This is a genomic window from Erythrobacter oryzae (genome assembly GCF_030271515.1).
Lineage (GTDB): Bacteria > Pseudomonadota > Alphaproteobacteria > Sphingomonadales > Sphingomonadaceae > Erythrobacter > Erythrobacter oryzae.
In genome coordinates, this window is record NZ_JASCXI010000004.1 from 77,840 (window position 1) to 94,564 (window position 16,725).

The following is a 16,725-nucleotide window of genomic DNA, read 5'->3' on the forward strand; positions in this document are numbered from 1 at the left end:
CCCCATGACCCAGCTCGCGACCATCCCGATCCCGCGTCCCGCACAGGACCGCCCCGCCTCGGCCCCCGCGCCGCTCGCTGCTGTCCCCCGCCGTGACCACGCGCTGGCGCTGTTCCGGGTGAGCGGCTCCGAGGGCATCGACCGCCGCGTCGCGGGCCGGGCGCTGCGGGTCGCCGGGCCGCCCGCGCCGACCGAGGGCAGCAACTGGTTCGCGATTGCCTTCGACGCCGCCTTCCTCGCCGCTGCCGAAAGCGCGCATGCGATGCGGTTCGAGCCCCTGCCCGCGATCACCGACCCCGAAGCCCACACGCTCGCCGCGATGATCCATACCCTGGTCGCGGGCGAGGCGGTGCCCGATCCCCTGCTGCTCGAATCCCTGCGCCATGTATTGCTGTGGCGACTGCTGCTGCTTGCGGGCGAGCGGCGGCAGCAGGGCGAGGCGCGCGGAGGCCTCGCCCCGTGGCAGGCGCGGCGCACCGCCGATTTCCTCGCAGCCAATATCGAGCGCCGCGTGCCATTGGGGGAACTCGCCGCGATCGCCCGGCTCTCGCCCTTCCACTTTTCGCGCGCCTTTGCCCGCACCATGGGCATGCCGCCCTACCGCTACCAGCAGCAGCTCAGGATCGCGCGCGCGGCCGAGCTGCTGGCGGCGAGCGACATGCGGATCATCGAGGTCGCGCTGGCGGTGGGCTACGAGACCCCGCAGGCGCTGGCGCGGGTGTTCGTCCAGCAGCACGGCATGACGCCGTCGGAATGGCGACGCCGCCACGCCCGTGGGTAGAGGTTTCCGCTCTAGTCGCCGCGATCGTGGAGACGCCGCCAATGGCTCGGGCTCGTTCCGGTCTCGACGCGGAACATCCGGGCGAAGGCTTGCGGGGTCTCGTAGCCCACGCGTGCAGCCACCTCGGTGACCGGAAGATTGCTGGCGGCCAGCAGGCGCTGCGCCCGCTCGACCCGCAAGGCCCGCAGATAGGCATAGGGCGTGACCCCGGTGGTCTGCTTGAACATGCGCAGGAAGTGGAACGGGGACAGCCCGACCAGCGCCGCCAGTTCGGTCAGCGATATGTCGGAGGCGTAGTGCGCCTCGAGGAACTCGCGGACCCGCCGTTCCGCCCACGGCGCAAGCCCCCCGCGCACCATCACCGCTTCCTGCTGCGCCGCCCGGGCGAGCAGGGCCAGAATCTGCATGGCAGCGCCCTGCGCGAGCAACCGGCCTGCGCCCGCATCGGCGGCCTCGGCCCACATCCGCTCGATCACCGCACCCAGATGCGGGAGCGAGAAGGCGCCCACATGCAGCGGTCCGAAATCGAACGGCTGACGGCGCGGGCGGGCATCCTGAAGGATGCCGCGAAAGCAGGCGGCATCGAAGCTGACGATCCGGATGCGCTGCGCGGCAAAGACCTGAATCTCGCTGGCGAAGCCGGGCGGCACGAGGGAAAACTGGCCATGGGTGCCCACGAACTCGCGCCGCCCGCCGCCGAAGTTGCTGCGCTGAGGCACATGGTCGCTGCGGAGCTGGACCAGCACGAGGCTGTTGCTGCCCCGATCGGACAAATCCCCGGCGGGCTGCGCGCATTCGAACAGCTTGATCCCGTCACCGCCCGACTTGCGTTCGGTGACATAGCTGCCGGGTCGCCCCGAGCGCATCCATTCGTCGAATTTGAGACCGGTTCCCATCAGCGCCCCCAAAGCCAGCCGGGGCCAAGGAATATCATGCCGGGCCATTGCCCGTCTCGCCTGCAAGAGCACCAGTGAACCCGGCAGGGCTGCGTCCGGCCGGATAACCGCAATTCCGGTTAAGTGGGCAGGCAGCCCTGCGGCGAGGAAGCCTCTCTAGAGCGCGCTGCTGCCACGGTGCATCCGCCGCCACCGAGTGGGACTCATCCCGGTTTCGGCCCGGAACATGCGGGCAAAGGCCTGCGGCGTGCCGTAGCCCACGGCGAGGGCGATCTCGATCACCGGCAAATCGCCCGACGCCAGCAGCGCGCGGGCGCGGCCGACGCGGACGTGCCGCAGGTAGGAATAGGGCGAGACACCGGTCGATTGCTTGAACATCCGGTTGAAGTGGAAAGGCGAGAGCCCGACCAGCGCCGCCAGTTCGGCGAGCGAGGTGTCGTGCATCAGATTGTCCTCGAGATAGTCGCGCACCCGCCGCTCGGCCCAGGGCGCGAGGCCCCCACGGGCTTGCGCGGCTGCGCCATCGGCTGCGGCGGCCAGCTGCGTTAGCACCTTGAGCGCGAGCGTCTCGGCCAGCAGCCGCCCGCCTCCCTGGTCGGCCGCGTCGGCCCACATCGCATCAAGCAGCTCCGCCAGCCGGGGCGCGATGAAGGGTGCGGCATGGAGGCGGCCGAAATCGAAGGGATCCCCGCCTGGCCGGGCGGCCTCGAGCAGCGGACGATACCGCTCGGCTGCAAAGCCCACCACCCTGATCCGGTGCGGCACGAAGACCTCGAACTCGGTCGCGAAAGCCGGAGGCACAAGGATGTACTTGCCGATCCCGGGCGCCGCGTCCCGCCTGCCGCCGCCGAAATTGCTGATTTGCTTGACGCCATTGCTCAGCAGCTGAACCAGCACCAGACTGGAATTGGGCGGATCGGACATATCGCCGGCCGGTTGCGCGGCCTCGTAAAGGCTTATCGCCTGACCGGCTGACTTGCGCGCCAGCACATATTGGCTGAGGCGCCCTGTCTGCATCCATTCGTCGAAATCGGCCAGACTCGTCATCGCCTACCCCCGAGCGATATTCGCATTCGTCTATCATGGCCTTCGTGGCGCGTCTCGCCCAAGTCCGGACGGCAGATGGCGCCGAGGGCAATTCAGGCAGGAAAGCCGCAATTGCGGTTTGGTCCGGGCTGCTCAGAACAGCCTTGCGCCGAGCGGCACCGCGCTGTCGGGCTGGAACAGCACCACGCGGCCCTCGGCGTCGGGGAAGCCCAGTGTGAGCACCTCGGACATGAACTTGCCGATCTGGCGCGGGGGGAAGTTGACCACGGCTGCGACCATCCGGCCCTCGAGCATCTCGGGCTGGTAGAGATCGGCGATCTGCGCCGAGGAGCGTTTCACGCCGACGCCCTCGCCGAAATCGATGGTGAGCTTGAGCGAGGGCTTCCTCGCCTCGGGGAAGGGCTCGGCGCGGATGATCCGCCCGGCGCGGATGTCGACCCGCTGGAAGTCATCGAAGGTGATGGGCTCGGCCGGGGGAGCGGCGGGATCGTGGACAAGGTGCATGGGGCGCAAGGCTAGCGGGTGGGTTGCATTTGACAATCCATTCCCGCCCTCGCAGTCTGCACGACGAAGAGAGGCTCGAAGGGGATCATTCGATGCAAGCGCAAATGCTCGCGCCCGCCGCCGTGCTGGTGGTGTGGTCGCTGATAATGTGTTTCTGGGTGGCGGGCGCGCGCCTTCCGGCGATGAAGAAAGCCGGGCTCGACATGGGCAAGATGCCCGGCGGACGCGGTCAGGACCTCGAAGGCGTGCTGGAGCCGAAAGTGAACTGGCCGGCGCACAACTACGCGCATCTGATGGAACAGCCGACGGTGTTCTACCCGACGGTCGTGATCCTCGCGATCATGGGGGCGGGCGCGCTCGATGTGGGGCTTGCCTGGGCCTATGTGGCTCTGCGCATCATCCATTCGGTGTGGCAGGCGACCGTGAACAGGATTCCGGTGCGGTTCCTCCTGTTCATTACCAGCACGCTGGTGCTGGTGGCGCTCGCCCTTCGGGCCTGCGCGGTGACGCTGCTCGCCGACCCCTCGGCGCTTCCGGCATAAGGAGACCCGGACAATGATCGGAATGGACATTCTTCAGCCTGTCGTCGCGCTGCTGGCGTGGACGATGGTGATGTGGCTCTGGATGTACGCGACCCGCATCCCGGCGATGCTCAAGGCGGGGCTCGATGCCAAGGGGATGGTCGGCACCACCGGCGCCTCGCTGCGCGCGCAGCTGCCCGACACGGTCAGCTGGAAAGCGGACAACTACAACCACCTCCACGAGGCGCCGACGCTGTTCTACGCGGTCGCGATCGTGCTGGCGATCATCGGTCAGGGCGACGGGTTCAACACCACGCTCGCCTGGGCCTATGTCGCCTGCCGGGTGCTGCATTCGATCGTGCAGGCGACGTGGAACAAGGTCGCGGTGCGCTTTGCCCTGTTCGCGCTGTCGAGCCTCGCGCTGATGGCGCTGATCCTGCACGCAGCGATCGGGGTGTTCTGAGGTCGAGCAGGCCCACCCCCGGCCCCTCCCGCAAGCGGGAGGGGAGAACCAGCGCTCTTCAGTCCCCATCCCGCGCCTGCGGGAGGGGTTAGGGGTGGGAATTGGTTACTCCGCCGCCTCGGCCTGCAACCCGGCATGGGCGCGTGAGGCGAGCCAGCGTTCCGCATCGAGCGCGGCCATGCAGCCCATGCCCGCAGCCGTCACGGCCTGGCGGTAGACGTGATCGGTCACGTCGCCCGCAGCGAAGACTCCGGGGATCGCGGTCTTGGGCGTGCCGGGCTCGGTCAGCAGATAGCCGCTCTCGTCCATCGGCAGCTTGCCCACGAACAGCGAGGTCGCCGGCGCATGGCCGATGGCGACGAAGGCCCCGTCGGTTTCCAGAGTGCTCGCCGCGCCGGTCACCGTGTCGGTGAGCGCGAGGTGGTGCAGGAGCCCGTTCTCGCCTGCCTCGAAGCTGTCCACCGCCTTGTTCCACAGCACGGTGATCTTGGGATTGGCGAACAGCCGCTCCTGCAGGATCTTCTCAGCGCGCAGGCTGTCGCGGCGGTGGATCAGAGTGACGTTGTCCGAGTGGTTGGTGAGGTAGAGCGCCTCTTCCACGGCGGTGTTGCCGCCGCCGATCACCGCGACGCGCTTGCCGCGGTAGAAGAACCCGTCGCAGGTCGCGCAGGCGCTGACGCCCTTGCCGCCCAGCGCCTGCTCGCCAGGCACGCCCAGCCACTTGGCCTGCGCGCCGGTGCAGATGACCACGCAATCGGCGATGTATTCGTCCCCGCTGTCCCCCACCGCGCGGAAGGGCGAGCCGTTCTCGAGATCGACGCTGACGATCGTGTCCCAGATCATCCGCGTGCCGACATGTTCGGCCTGCGCGCGCATTTCCTCCATCAGCCACGGGCCTTGAACCACGTCGCGGAAGCCGGGGTAGTTCTCGACATCGGTGGTGATGGTAAGCTGGCCGCCGGGCTGGAGGCCCTGGACGACGATCGGCTCGAGCATCGCGCGCGCGGCATAGATCGCGGCCGAGTAGCCGGCCGGGCCGGAGCCGATGATGAGCATCTTGGTGGTGTGGGTCGCCATTGTTGCGGTGCCTCGAAAGGGAATCTCAGGGGAGCGATATGGGGTCTGGCGGCTTGATTGTCACGCCACGAGCTTGGCGCGCAGACGCTCTTTTCTTGGGCCATCCACACCTAAGATTGTCGCAAGGTAAGCATCGAGCGAGCCGTGATCTGCTGTCGCTTGTCCGATGTAAGTCTCGATATATTCGGGCAGAACGCCCATCAGGTTGTGGAGCGCCTCAGGCTCGATCGTGCCGTAATGCGCCTCCATTCGCGGGAGCGACTGGCGCTCGAGGATCGCGCGGGTCGGTGCCTCGTTGGTCAGCAGAAATTCGGCGACAACATCGTCGCGGTGGACGCCGAGGACGTGGAGCAGCAGGCTCGCGGCGATGCCGGTGCGGTCCTTGCCGGCAAAGCAGTGGACAAGACTGCCGCCCTCGTTCGCGTCCAGGGCATTGAAATATTCGCGGAACACCCAGATCATCGCAGGGTTGACCGGCATCCGGGTATAGACCGCCAGCATCCGCTCGCGCGCCTTCTCGGGGGTCATCACGATCTTCCCGCCCCCGCCCTCGTGCGGCGGGGAGTTCGAGGTTTCGCCATCATAGGCAATGACTTGCGCGGCGAAGTTGACATGGCGCCGGCACGGAAAGCCCTCGCGCTCACTGGTGCCGCGCAGGTCTATCACGGTGCGGATGTCTAGCGCATCGATCAGTGCAAGATCGGCATCGGACGCCTCCATGTGCTGGCCCGAGCGCAGCAGCACGCCGGTCCGCACGCGCCCGACGCCCGGCACGGCATAGCCGCCATAATCGCGCAGATTGTGAATGCCCTCGGTGACATAGAAGGGGCCGATGCGGGCGGCCGCGGGGGCCTCGCGGAGAGAATCGCTGGTCATTGCGCGCGACCCTTACAGCGTGACCCGGCGCGAGCAAGCACGCCGCTAGGGGTTGCTCCGGAGGGCTGCGGCAGCCCCGCCAAAACCCGCTCTTGGTTAACCGGGCATTTGCCAACTTCAAGCCGGACGACCCCCACCCATGCCCCGCATCCTGATTGCCGATGACGACGAACTGATCGCGGAACTCGCGAGCGAGGTGCTGATCGATGCGGGCTATGCCTGCGGCTGGGTGACCAGCGCGGCGGCCGCGTGGACCTGCGTGCAGAAGAAGCGCCCCGATCTGCTGCTGCTCGACCAGTCGATGCCGGGCGAATCCGGCATGACCCTGCTGCGCCGGCTGCGACGTTCGAGCGTGCTCTACGATCTGCCGGTGATGATGTTCACAGCGATGAACGGCGAGCAGGACCAGTTGCAGGCGATCTATGCCGGGGCGCAGGATTTCGTCTCCAAGCCCTTCGAGCCGGCCGATCTGGTCGCCCGGGTGCGGCGCATCCTGAAGCTGCGCGGTGATCGTCCGCGCCATGTCGACCTCAAGAGCGCGGTGCTGCCCGATCCGATGCGCGCGGTGCTCCCCGCCGAGGCCTACCGCCGCGTTCTTTAGGCCGCCGCAGCCTTCGCCTGCCCGGCGAGCAGCCCGCGCCCGATAACCTGCGCCTGAATCTCGGCCGCGCCTTCGAAGATGTTGAGAATCCGCGCGTCGCACAGCACGCGGCTGATGGGATATTCGAGCGCATAGCCATTGCCGCCGTGGATCTGTACCGCATTGTCAGCCGCGCCCCACGCCGCGCGCGCCGCGAGCAGCTTGGCCATCCCCGCCTCGATATCGCAGCGCGCGCCCGAATCCTTCGCACGCGCGGCGGCATAGGTGAGTTCGCGGGCCATGACCGTCTCGACCGCCATCAGCGCGAGTTTGTCGGCCACCCTCGGAAAGGTCACCAGCGCCTCGCCGAACTGCTTGCGGCCCAGCGCGTAATCCATCGCGAGGTCGAAGGCGTTCCACGCCACCCCCACCGCGCGCGCGGCGGTCTGGATGCGCGCGCCTTCGAAGGTGCGCATCAATTGCTTGAACCCCTGCCCCTCGCGCCCGCCCAGCAAGCCATCGGCCACCACCGCAAAGCCATCGAGCCCGAGCGCATATTCCTTCATCCCGCGATAGCCGAGCACTTCGATCTCGCTGCCCTCGATCCCGGCGTCGGGGAACGGCACGGCATCGGTGCCGCGAGTCTTCTCGGCGAGCAGCATGGAGAGGCCGGCATAGCCCGGCTGCGACGGGTCGGTGCGCACCAGCATCGTCATCAGGTCCGCGCGCGCGGCGTGGGTGATCCAGGTCTTCGCCCCCGTCACCCGCCAGCTGCCGTCCGGCTGCCGCTCGCCCCGCGTGCGCACGGCGGCCAGATCGCTCCCCGTGTCCGGTTCGGTGAAGACCGCGGTCGGCAGGCACGAGCCGTCGGCGATGCGCGGCAGCCACTTGGCCTTCTGCTCGGGGGTGCCGTTCTCCCCGATCAGCTCGCCCGCGATTTCCGAGCGGGTGCCGAGGCTCCCGGCGCAAATCCACCCGCGCGACAATTCCTCCGAGACCACCGCCATCGCCAGCTTGCCGAGACCGAACCCGCCATGGCTTTCGGGGATGCATACCCCGAACACGCCGAGCGCGGCCATTTCGGCGATCACGCTGTCCGGGATCAGCGCGTCGGCAAGGTGCCACTGGTGCGCGTGGGGCGTGATCGCGGCGGCGGTGAAGCCGCGTATCTGGTCGCGCACAAGGTCGAGCGCCTCGTCGCCCAGCCCCTCGTCGGGCCGCAGGCCATCCGCCAGCAGCGCGGCGAGGCGGCTGCGGGTTTCGGGCGTGCTGCCATCGGCTAGGAAGCGCGCCACCGCCGGATGCGCGGCCAGCGCGCGCGCCGCAGCCTCGGTGCCGAGTGCGGCGGGGCGGACCACCTCCTGCGCGCTCATCGGCAGGCCATAGGCGATCTGCGCGAGGTATTCGCCAAAGCCGATGCGCAGGGTGAGTTCCTCCGCCGGACCGAATCGCCCCGCCCGCTCGGCGCGCTGCGCCCAGTCCGCCGTCGCCTCGAGCGCGGCGATCTGCGCGGCGACCCAGGCAAAGCCGTGCACGCGGTGCTGCTCGCGCGTCAGCAGGGCCGGATCGGGCGTGCCCTGCGGCGCGACCACCGCCGCCACCGCCTGCCGCACGCTCTCGCAATAGTCCCGCGCCGCCCCGAGCGCCGCGCGCGCCGCTGTCATCCAATCGCTCATGACGGGTAGCTAGCAGAGCCGCGCGCCCTCGCCAGCCCTGCAATTTGGCGGTGCCGGGCGGGCCTGTTGCCATTCCATCACACATCGCCCCGCGTGCGACGAACTACGTCGAATGGCCACTAACCACGAAATCGCCGGTTCGTAATACCGGAGAGGTAGCAGCCAGATAACTGGCGCTGCGTTCGTCTGGGGGCAGACAAGCAGGGGCCGCAAACTCCCGACATCTGACCTCGCGCAGGAAGGACCGCACAGGACGCACCGCAAGGGCTTGAGCCCGATGGCGGATGCACCTGGCGAACACGGCACGGCCCGGCACCGCATGCACGCGCGGTTTCCGTCCCTGTCCCGACCTTTTACCGCGAGGACATAACATGCGCATTACCAAGCTCTCTCTCCAGTCGTCGTCGCTTCCCGCCCTTGCCGCCGCGCTGCTGATCGCCGGGGTCGCGCCCGCACAGGCCAGTGCCGCCGAGGACGAAGTCACCGCAGAAGACCTCGCCGCTGCCGAAGAGGACCCCGCCGAACCGGGCGAAGCGATCGTCGTCACCGGCTCGCGCATCGCTCGCGACCCCAATGTCGGCTCGCCCGCGCCGATCATTTCGGTGACTGTCGAGGAACTGCAACGTTCGGGCAATTCCGACGTGGTCGACACCCTGCGCGACATTCCCGCACTTTCCACCTCGACCTCGACCGCCGGTTCGCTCGACGGCGTGTTCAATGAAGCGGTCGGCCAGTCGATCCTCAACCTGCGCGGCCTTGGCTCGCAGCGCACGCTGGTGCTGGTCAACGGCAAGCGCCACGTCTCGGGCGTCGCGGGCGATCAGGCGGTCGACATCAACTCGATCCCCGCCGCACTGATCGAGCGCATCGAGACGCTGACCGGCGGGGCCTCGTCGATCTACGGTGCGGACGCGGTCACGGGCGTTGTCAACTTCGTGCTCAAGGACGATTTCGAAGGTCTGCAAGGCAATATCCAGACCGGCATTTCGTCCAAGGGCGATGCCTGGCGCATCAATGGCGATCTGACCTGGGGCACCAACTTCGCCGACGGAAGGGGCAACATCACGATCTCGGCGGAGTATGCGCGCAATGACGAACTGCGCGACGGGGACCGCAGCTTTTCGCGCAACAACGGCATCTCCGATGACCAGGACAACCCGGCGCTGCGTTTCCAGGCTGGTGACATCAACGCCACCACCACCCCCAACTTCGCACGCTTCTTCTCGACGAGCGGGCGCGGTTTCCCGACCGGGTTCCCGATTCCCTCGGCATCGACCTTCGCTACGCGCTTCCGTGCCGCTTTCGGCACAACGCCGACGCTGACAGCGGCCGAGCAGGCTTTGATTGACCGTGCAGCCAATGCGCCGCGGCGGTTCATCGCTTCCCAGCCGACCTTCTCGCTTTCGGCTGCGGGCGGCGTGGTCGCGCCGGGCGGTATCGGCGATTCGGACGGGCCGGACATCAACGGCAATGGCACTCCCGACTGTCTCGAGAGCTCGGTCGGCTTCAACTCGACCTTCCGCCCGGGCGCCTTCGGGGTGGCCGGCGGCTGCGCCGTGATCAACGCCGACGGCTCGGTCGGCGTCTATCGGGATGGAACTATCACCGGCCTGTTCAATGCCTTTGGCGGCCCCGGCATCCCCAACGGCTTCAACCAGAACTCGCTCATTCCGGAGACCGAGCGCTGGTCGGTCAACCTCAATGCCTCCTTCGAAATCTCGAGCGAAGCCAAGGTGTTCTTCGAGGGCAAGTATGTCTCGAACTCGGCCGAGTTCCAGGCGCAGCCGAACACCTTCTACGATCTGCTCACCGTGCGCGCAGACAATGCCTTCATCACGCCGGCGCTTGCCCCCTTCGTCGAAGAACTGCTGCCGCCGCAGCTCGGCTTCACCAACCCGGGCTTCGACCCGCTGTTCGCGACCGGCCTGACGCGCGGCTTCTACATCACCCGCGACCCGGCCGACCTCGGTCCGAACCGCGATCGCAACGAGTTCGAGACCTTCCGCTTCGTTGGCGGGATCGAGGGCGACATCACCGACCACTTCGCCTACGAAATCAGCGCGAACTGGGGCCGGTTCGAGCAGACCTCCTTCGACAACAACCGCGTCATCACCGACCGCTGGTTTGCCGCAATCGATGCGGTCCGCGCGCCCAACGGGCAGATCGTGTGCCGTTCCAATCTCAACACCACCCCTTCGGCCACCACACCTTTCGGCATTCCCGCGAGCGATCCGGGCTTCTTCACCTTCAACCCGGGTGACGGCAGCTGCAAGCCCGCGAACATCCTCGGCGGTGTGGGTGCCATCAGCCAGGAAGCGATCGACTTCATCACCACCACCGTGGTCAACAAGTTCGCGCTCGAGCAGCTGGTGTTCGACATGATCTTCACCGGCGACACCGGGGCCTTCCTCGAACTGCCGGGCGGTGCGGTGGGCTTTGCCACCGGCTTCGAGTTCCGCAAGGAAACGAGCAGCTCGCAGTTCGATCCGCTGGTGCGCGGTGTGCTGCCGGTGACCACCGCCGCCGGACAGAAAGGCCAGCTCCTGCGCGATCTCGGCTTTGCCCAGAACTCGCTGGTGTTCGACCCTTCGACGATCATCAACAATGCGGGCGGCGACTACACCGTCTACGACGTGTTCGGCGAACTCAACGTCCCGCTGCTCAAGGACGTGCCCTTCGCCTACCGGCTCGATATCAGCGGCGCAGCGCGCTACTCGAACTATTCGACCGTCGGCGGCACTTTCACATGGAACGTTGGCGGGGTGTATGCACCGATCCAGGACATCAGCTTCCGCGGCACCTATGCCGTCGCGGTGCGTGCGCCCAACATCAACGAGCTGTTCAACCCGGCGCAGGGCGCCTTTTTCCGGCCCTTCGACCCGTGCGACGTCAACAACCTCGCCACCGCGCCCGATCCGGCGCTGCGGCAGGCCAACTGCACCGCCTTCTTCCAGCGAATCGGCTTCAACCCGAACCTGGGCGGCAACACCTATGCCTATGTCGATCCCCTGACCGCGCGCTTCTCGGGCACCATCAGCGGCAACCCCAACCTGCAGGAGGAAACCGCCACCACCTGGACCGTCGGCACCCAGATCACGCCGCGCTTCCTGCCCGGCTTCGTGGCGAGCGTGGACTACTACAACATCAGCATCGATGACGCGATCAACGCCGTCGCGGCGCAGGACATCGTCGACAACTGCGTCGACAGCGCCACCATCGACAACGGGTTCTGCAGTCTCATCACGCGCAATCCCAATACCGGCGGCTTCACCTTCCTGCGCCAGACCTCGGTCAACTTCGCGCGCCAGGAAACCGCCGGGGTCGAGGCATCGATGCGCTACAGCTTCGATGTCGGCGAACACAGCTTCCGGCTCGATGCCGCCGGGACGTGGGTCGAAAAGCTCGACAACTTCTTCGATCCGGGCGATCCCACGATGGTCGACCCCGAACTGGGCGAAATCCAGCGTCCCGAATGGGCTGCCCGCGGGGCCTTCACCTGGAGCTGGAAGGGCGTGAGCCTGACCTGGGCGACCACCTGGCTCGACAAGCAGGGCCTGCGCGGCGTGGAGATCGAGGATGTCGGCAATGACGGCACCGCCACCTTCTCGCCGGAAAACGGCCTGTCCAGCGACACCTTCATCCATGACATCAGCTTCGACTGGGAAGCGTCGGACAATTTCGAAATCTATGGCGGGGTGAACAACGTCTTCAACAAGAAGCCGTTCGTCACCGAACAGGCCTACCCGGTGAACCCCGAGGGCACCTACTTCTTCCTGGGTCTGCGCGCCAAGATGTGACGTCGGCCCATCGGGCAACGCAGGGGGCGGGGCGGCTTTCGGGCTGCCCCGCCCCTTCGCATTTCTACTCGTAGGTGCCGAGCAGCCCGCGCGCGACCACCCAATTGTGGATCTCGGAGGGGCCGTCATAGATGCGCATGGTGCGCAGCTTGTTGCTCATGAGATAGAGCGGCAGCTCGCGGGTCATGCCCATGCCGCCGTAGAGCTGCATCGCATGGTCGACGATCTCGTAGGCGCTCTCGGTGCAGAAGCTCTTGATCATCGAGATTTCGCTGCGGGTGTCGCGCCCCTCGTCGATCTTCCACGCGCAGTCATAGGTCATCAGCCGCATCGCATGGATCTTGGTCGCGGCGTCACTGATCCAGTTCTGCACCGTCTGACGCGCCGATAGCGGCTTGCCGAAAGTGCTGCGCTGGGGCGCGTAGTCGATCATCATGTCGAGCGCGCGCTGGGCCATGCCGATCGACCATGAGGCCATCTCGATCCGCCGCGTGCCGAGCCGCACCTGCATCGGCGCGAAGCCCTGCCCGCGCTTGCCGAGCAGCTTCCAGCCCGGCACCCGGCAATCCTCAAGCGCGATCTCGTAGGTCGCGGTGCCGTCGATCATCGGGATCTTGCGGGTGACGTTGAAACCGGGCGTGCCCTTGTCGACGAGGAAGGCCGACATGCCGTTCCTGCCATTGGGGTTCTTGTCGGTCACCGCCATGAGGATGGTGAAGTCCGCCTCAGCGCCCTTGGTGATCCAGATCTTGCGGCCGTTGATGATCCAGTCGTCGCCCTCCTGCACCGCGGTGGTGCGCATCCCCTGCGGGTCGGCGCCCGCACCGGGCTCGGAAATGCCGATCGCCGAGATCGTCTCGCCGCGCACATAGGGCTCGAGGTAGGCCTCGCGCTGGCGCTCGTCGGCGGCGACCATCAGCATCCTCAGGTTCGGGGAATCGGGCGGGAGGTAGTAGGGCACCACGGTCTTGCCGAGCTCTTCAGAGACGCCGACCATCGCCACCATCGGCAGGTTCATGCCCCCCACTTCCTCGGGCGCGTCGAGGCCCCACAGGCCGAGCTCGCGGCTCGCGGCATCGACCTTGGCGGTCTCTTCGGGGGTGAGGTAGGTGCCCTGGCCGACATTCTCGCGGGCGATCACCGCCTGCTCGAAGGGCATCAGGTTATCGCGCACGAAATGGGCGACCAGATCCTTGAGCATCTGGTGTTCGTGGGCAAGCTCGAAATTCATGTCTCTCTCGTCCCTGTCCTGCATGGGGGTATCCGGGGCCCCTGACACCACACATTACGCGGCCTGTCACGTATCGGATTGCACAGCCCCGCGGGAGCGCGCGCGGCGTGTCACCACCGCTTGACGTCATTCTTGAATCTGCATACCTTCTCATTTGCAAGTCTGCTAAATCTTGCAGGTAATGGGAGAGGGACATGCCGAGCCGGCTGATCGTGTCGCGAGAGCTCGCCGATCTGTTCCGCCTGCTCGCCCATGCCGACCGCCTGCGCCTGATCGAGGACCTTCGCGGCGGCGAGAAGGACGTGACCGGCATCGCCCATTCGCTCGATCTGCCCGCCACCCGCGTCTCTCAGCACCTCGCGCTGCTGCGCGCCCAGCGGCTGGTCGAGGAGCGCCGCGACGGGCGCAACCACTTCTACCGCCTCGCCCACCCTTTCCTCGCCGACTGGGTGCTCGACGCGCTGCCCTTCATCGACATCCGCCAGCGGCTCGAAGACGCCGACCATATCGACACCGCGCGCGCCCTATGGGGCGTGCCCGACCGAAACCCTCACTGAAAGGATACCCCCCGATGCCCCATTTCGCCCAAGGCGTGGTCAAGTTCCAGCGCGAGGTCTTCCCGGAAAAGGCCGAGCTGTTCGAGCGGCTCGCCACCGGCCAGAGCCCCGAGGCGCTGTTCATCACCTGCTCGGACAGCCGGATCGAGACCGCGATGCTGACCCAGACCGATCCGGGAGAGCTGTTCATCTGCCGCAATGCGGGCAACATCGTGCCGCCGCACACCAACCAGACCGGCGGGATGACCGCCTCGATCGAATTCGCCATCGGCGCGCTCAAGATCCCGCACATCGTGATCTGCGGCCACACCGAATGCGGGGCGATGAAGGGCGCGATGAACCGCGCTGGCCTCACCACCCTGCCCCATGTGCGCGAATGGCTGGGCTATTCGCAGGGCGCGGTCGACATCACCGAAGCGATGGGCGCAGGCCTCGATCCCGAGGCGAAGATGCGGATGCTGCTCGAACAGAACGTCATCCTGCAGTTGCAGCACTTGAAGACCCACCCCACCGTCGCCGTCGCGCTGGCACAGAAGGCGCTGACGCTTCACGGCTGGGTCTATGACATCAAGACCGGCGAAGTCTCGGCCTATGACGAGGCGAGCATGTCGTGGGTCTCGGTCGAGGAACGCTATGCTGCCGACCTCGCCGGATCGATGCTCCACAGCCACGCCTGCTGATCCGGAGCCGCGAGGGCCCGCCCCCGGGCCCCGTGTGCTTCTCCACCCCCCATTTCGACCGGAGCCGCCCCCCATGCTCGCCGTCCCTTCCGAACGTCCGACGTCAGCCGCAATCGGCCGCGACTTTCTCGCCTCGATCGTGGTGTTCCTTGTCGCCCTGCCGCTGTGCATGGGGATCGCGATCGCCTCGGGCGCGCCGCCTGCGCTCGGCCTCATCACCGGGATCGTCGGCGGGCTGGTGGTCGGCACGCTCGCCGGATCGCCCTTGCAGGTGAGCGGCCCGGCGGCGGGCATGGCGGTGCTGGTCTACCAGCTGGTGCAGGAGCACGGGCTGATCATGCTCGGCGTGGTCGGCCTGATCGCGGGCGCGCTCCAGCTGCTCGCGGGCGTGCTCAAGCTCGGCCAGTGGTTCCGCGCGATCTCGCCTTCGGTGATCCACGGGATGCTGGCGGGGATCGGCGTGCTGATCTTCGCCTCGCAGCTCCACGTGATGCTCGACGATGCGCCGCGTGCCAACGGCCTGCTCAATATCGCCGCGATCCCCGAGGCGGTGATGAAGGCGATCCCGACCGACAGTTCGGTCCACCACCTTGCCGCCATGGCGGGGATCGTCACCATCGCCACCATCGTCCTGTGGAACCAGTTCAAACCCAAGGCCCTCGCGCTGATCCCCGGCCCGCTGCTCGGAGTGATCGTCGGCACCGCCTTTGCCATCGCCTTCGCGCTGCCGATCACGCTGGTCGCCCTGCCCGAGACGCTGGCGAGCGGGCTCAACATTCCCACCAGCGAAGCCTTCGCCGGGATCACCAACCCCGATATCCTGACGCTCGGCCTTGTCTTCGCCTTCGTCGCCAGCGCCGAGACGCTGCTGTGCGCGACCGCGGTCGACAAGATGCACGTTGGCACGCGCACCGATTACGACAAGGAATTGCGCGCGCAGGGGATCGGCAACATGATCTGCGGCGGGCTCGGCGCGCTGCCGATGACCGGGGTGATCGTGCGCTCGGCCGCCAATGTCGAGGCCGGAGCGACGACGCGCTTTTCGGCGATCATGCACGGCGGCTGGCTGCTGCTGGCGGTCGTCGCCTTCCCGTTCGTGCTCAACGAAATCCCGACCTCGGTGCTCGCCGCGATCCTCGTCTATACCGGCTACAAGCTGGTCAACGTCGCCCAGATCCGCAAGATCGCGGAATTCGGCAAGCAGGAGTTGGCGATCTACTTCGCGACGCTGATCGGGGTGGTCGCGATCGACCTGCTGACCGGCGTGATCCTCGGCTTCGCGCTGGCGACCGCGAAGCTGGTCTACACCTTCTCGCACCTCGAGATCCGGCGCGAGCATGACACTGTCAGAAACCGCGTCGACCTGTGGATGACGGGTTCGGCCACCTTCTTCTCGATCCCGCAGCTCGGCCAGGCGCTGGAGTCCTCGCCCTTCGGGTCGGAGGTGCACATCCATGTCGAGAAGCTCGACTATATCGACCACGCCTGCCTTGAGATGCTGTCCTCGTGGGAGAAGCTGCACCAGTCGACCGGCGGCTCGCTCGTGGTCGAGTGGAGCGAACTGGTCGAGCGCTATGGCCGCCGTTCGGAAGAGAAGACCGAGATACCCGGGCTGATGATCCGTCCCGCCGCCTGATGCAGGTCAGCGGAGGGGGCGCCGGCGGTCAGATGACCGGTTCGGCGCCCTCGGCCTGCCACAGCTGCTTTGCGTTCTGCAAATCGGTCGGGGTGGCGCGGCTCAGCCGGTGACCGATGAAGTCGATCCCCTCGATCAGCCAGTGCGCCAGTTCGGGCTGGGCGAGGCTGTAGACGCGCTGCTGACCGCGGGTCTGGGTCGCCACCAGCGCCACCGCACGCAACACGCCGAGGTGCTGCGACACACGGGTGGGCGAGATTTCGAGCAGGTCGCCCAGCTCGTTCACGGTCTGCTCGCCGGCCTGCAACTTCAGCAACAGCCGGATGCGATCAGGGTGCGATATCTGCCGCAGGACGTGAGCCAGTTCCGTTGCGACGATCTTACGACTTGGCATGATGGTGCC

General features: G+C 67.0%; 16 protein-coding genes. 8 read left to right on the forward strand and 8 right to left on the reverse strand.

Translation table 11 applies throughout. From position 1 onward, the window contains the following. The first annotated feature begins 4 nt into the window (after nucleotides 1–4). Nucleotides 5–781 (forward strand): helix-turn-helix domain-containing protein, encoded by a 777-nt coding sequence (locus tag PFX90_RS12965; RefSeq protein ID WP_285712945.1) that lies wholly within the window; start codon nucleotides 5–7, stop codon nucleotides 779–781. 11 nt (nucleotides 782–792) lie between these two features. Here PFX90_RS12965 and PFX90_RS12970 read toward each other — a convergent pair whose 3' ends face one another. The 3 genes from PFX90_RS12970 to PFX90_RS12980 all read right to left on the reverse strand — a co-directional run bounded on the left by PFX90_RS12970 (nucleotide 793) and on the right by PFX90_RS12980 (nucleotide 3,228). Further along, nucleotides 793–1,677: an AraC family transcriptional regulator gene (locus PFX90_RS12970; RefSeq protein ID WP_285712947.1), complete on the reverse strand. Its 885-nt coding sequence runs from the start codon at nucleotides 1,675–1,677 to the stop codon at nucleotides 793–795. Between the two features lie 156 nt (nucleotides 1,678–1,833). Beyond that, a complete protein-coding gene (locus PFX90_RS12975; protein WP_285712949.1) occupies nucleotides 1,834–2,724 on the reverse strand; it encodes an AraC family transcriptional regulator in 891 nt (296 codons plus the stop codon). A 132-nt stretch (nucleotides 2,725–2,856) separates the two neighbouring features. Further along, nucleotides 2,857–3,228, reverse strand: a complete 372-nt coding sequence (locus PFX90_RS12980; RefSeq protein WP_285712950.1) for a tRNA-binding protein — start codon at nucleotides 3,226–3,228, stop codon at nucleotides 2,857–2,859. A 92-nt stretch (nucleotides 3,229–3,320) separates the two neighbouring features. Here PFX90_RS12980 and PFX90_RS12985 point away from each other — a divergent pair, with 92 nt between their 5' ends. Continuing rightward, nucleotides 3,321–3,770 (forward strand): MAPEG family protein, encoded by a 450-nt coding sequence (locus PFX90_RS12985; RefSeq protein WP_285712951.1) that lies wholly within the window; start codon nucleotides 3,321–3,323, stop codon nucleotides 3,768–3,770. A gap of 13 nt (nucleotides 3,771–3,783) precedes the next feature. Further along, entirely contained in the window at nucleotides 3,784–4,212 is a 429-nt protein-coding gene (locus tag PFX90_RS12990) for an MAPEG family protein (RefSeq protein WP_285712952.1), read from the forward strand. Between the two features lie 105 nt (nucleotides 4,213–4,317). On the opposite strand, the gene trxB is transcribed toward PFX90_RS12990, so the two are convergent. After that, nucleotides 4,318–5,289: a thioredoxin-disulfide reductase gene (gene trxB / locus PFX90_RS12995; protein ID WP_285712953.1), complete on the reverse strand. Its 972-nt coding sequence runs from the start codon at nucleotides 5,287–5,289 to the stop codon at nucleotides 4,318–4,320. A 60-nt stretch (nucleotides 5,290–5,349) separates the two neighbouring features. Next, nucleotides 5,350–6,165 carry a tyrosine-protein phosphatase gene (locus PFX90_RS13000; protein WP_285712954.1) on the reverse strand — a complete coding sequence of 272 codons (816 nt, stop codon included), beginning with the start codon at nucleotides 6,163–6,165 and terminating at the stop codon, nucleotides 5,350–5,352. Between the two features lie 139 nt (nucleotides 6,166–6,304). Here PFX90_RS13000 and PFX90_RS13005 point away from each other — a divergent pair, with 139 nt between their 5' ends. Next, nucleotides 6,305–6,766, forward strand: a complete 462-nt coding sequence (locus PFX90_RS13005; protein ID WP_285712955.1) for a response regulator transcription factor — start codon at nucleotides 6,305–6,307, stop codon at nucleotides 6,764–6,766. Here the strand turns inward: PFX90_RS13005 and PFX90_RS13010 are convergent. Next, entirely contained in the window at nucleotides 6,763–8,421 is a 1,659-nt protein-coding gene (locus PFX90_RS13010) for an acyl-CoA dehydrogenase family protein (protein WP_285712956.1), read from the reverse strand. The genes PFX90_RS13005 and PFX90_RS13010 overlap by 4 nt on opposite strands. Nucleotides 8,422–8,792: 371 nt before the next feature. On the opposite strand from PFX90_RS13010, the gene PFX90_RS13015 reads away from it, so the two are divergent. Then, nucleotides 8,793–12,218 carry a TonB-dependent receptor domain-containing protein gene (locus PFX90_RS13015; protein WP_285712957.1) on the forward strand — a complete coding sequence of 1,142 codons (3,426 nt, stop codon included), beginning with the start codon at nucleotides 8,793–8,795 and terminating at the stop codon, nucleotides 12,216–12,218. Between the two features lie 64 nt (nucleotides 12,219–12,282). On the opposite strand, the gene PFX90_RS13020 is transcribed toward PFX90_RS13015, so the two are convergent. After that, the gene (locus tag PFX90_RS13020) at nucleotides 12,283–13,449 is read right to left on the reverse strand and encodes an acyl-CoA dehydrogenase family protein (RefSeq protein WP_285712958.1); all 1,167 of its coding nucleotides are present in this window, start codon (nucleotides 13,447–13,449) and stop codon (nucleotides 12,283–12,285) included. A gap of 194 nt (nucleotides 13,450–13,643) precedes the next feature. Here PFX90_RS13020 and PFX90_RS13025 point away from each other — a divergent pair, with 194 nt between their 5' ends. The 3 genes from PFX90_RS13025 (at nucleotide 13,644) to PFX90_RS13035 (ending at nucleotide 16,322) form a co-directional block, all read left to right on the forward strand. Next, nucleotides 13,644–14,006 (forward strand): ArsR/SmtB family transcription factor, encoded by a 363-nt coding sequence (locus tag PFX90_RS13025; RefSeq protein WP_285712959.1) that lies wholly within the window; start codon nucleotides 13,644–13,646, stop codon nucleotides 14,004–14,006. Nucleotides 14,007–14,020: 14 nt separating this feature from the next. Further along, complete coding sequence (locus PFX90_RS13030) at nucleotides 14,021–14,686, forward strand: carbonic anhydrase (RefSeq protein ID WP_285712960.1); 666 nt, start codon at nucleotides 14,021–14,023, stop codon at nucleotides 14,684–14,686. A 73-nt stretch (nucleotides 14,687–14,759) separates the two neighbouring features. Next, on the forward strand, nucleotides 14,760–16,322 hold the full coding sequence (locus tag PFX90_RS13035; protein WP_285712961.1) for a SulP family inorganic anion transporter: 1,563 nt from the start codon (nucleotides 14,760–14,762) through the stop codon (nucleotides 16,320–16,322). 28 nt (nucleotides 16,323–16,350) lie between these two features. On the opposite strand, the gene PFX90_RS13040 is transcribed toward PFX90_RS13035, so the two are convergent. Then, nucleotides 16,351–16,716: an ArsR/SmtB family transcription factor gene (locus PFX90_RS13040; protein ID WP_285712963.1), complete on the reverse strand. Its 366-nt coding sequence runs from the start codon at nucleotides 16,714–16,716 to the stop codon at nucleotides 16,351–16,353. Nucleotides 16,717–16,725: the final 9 nt, after the last annotated feature.

Excerpts from the sequence above, each read along its gene's own strand:
- PFX90_RS12965 (WP_285712945.1), top strand. The coding sequence starts at position 5 with ATGACCCAGCTCGCGACCATCCCGATCCCGCGTCCCGCACAGGACCGC.
- PFX90_RS12970 (WP_285712947.1), bottom strand. The coding sequence starts at position 1,677 with ATGGGAACCGGTCTCAAATTCGACGAATGGATGCGCTCGGGGCGACCC.
- PFX90_RS12975 (WP_285712949.1), bottom strand. The coding sequence starts at position 2,724 with ATGACGAGTCTGGCCGATTTCGACGAATGGATGCAGACAGGGCGCCTC.
- PFX90_RS12980 (WP_285712950.1), bottom strand. The coding sequence starts at position 3,228 with ATGCACCTTGTCCACGATCCCGCCGCTCCCCCGGCCGAGCCCATCACC.
- PFX90_RS12985 (WP_285712951.1), top strand. The coding sequence starts at position 3,321 with ATGCAAGCGCAAATGCTCGCGCCCGCCGCCGTGCTGGTGGTGTGGTCG.
- PFX90_RS12990 (WP_285712952.1), top strand. The coding sequence starts at position 3,784 with ATGATCGGAATGGACATTCTTCAGCCTGTCGTCGCGCTGCTGGCGTGG.
- trxB (WP_285712953.1), bottom strand. The coding sequence starts at position 5,289 with ATGGCGACCCACACCACCAAGATGCTCATCATCGGCTCCGGCCCGGCC.
- PFX90_RS13000 (WP_285712954.1), bottom strand. The coding sequence starts at position 6,165 with ATGACCAGCGATTCTCTCCGCGAGGCCCCCGCGGCCGCCCGCATCGGC.
- PFX90_RS13005 (WP_285712955.1), top strand. The coding sequence starts at position 6,305 with ATGCCCCGCATCCTGATTGCCGATGACGACGAACTGATCGCGGAACTC.
- PFX90_RS13010 (WP_285712956.1), bottom strand. The coding sequence starts at position 8,421 with ATGAGCGATTGGATGACAGCGGCGCGCGCGGCGCTCGGGGCGGCGCGG.
- PFX90_RS13015 (WP_285712957.1), top strand. The coding sequence starts at position 8,793 with ATGCGCATTACCAAGCTCTCTCTCCAGTCGTCGTCGCTTCCCGCCCTT.
- PFX90_RS13020 (WP_285712958.1), bottom strand. The coding sequence starts at position 13,449 with ATGAATTTCGAGCTTGCCCACGAACACCAGATGCTCAAGGATCTGGTC.
- PFX90_RS13025 (WP_285712959.1), top strand. The coding sequence starts at position 13,644 with ATGCCGAGCCGGCTGATCGTGTCGCGAGAGCTCGCCGATCTGTTCCGC.
- PFX90_RS13030 (WP_285712960.1), top strand. The coding sequence starts at position 14,021 with ATGCCCCATTTCGCCCAAGGCGTGGTCAAGTTCCAGCGCGAGGTCTTC.
- PFX90_RS13035 (WP_285712961.1), top strand. The coding sequence starts at position 14,760 with ATGCTCGCCGTCCCTTCCGAACGTCCGACGTCAGCCGCAATCGGCCGC.
- PFX90_RS13040 (WP_285712963.1), bottom strand. The coding sequence starts at position 16,716 with ATGCCAAGTCGTAAGATCGTCGCAACGGAACTGGCTCACGTCCTGCGG.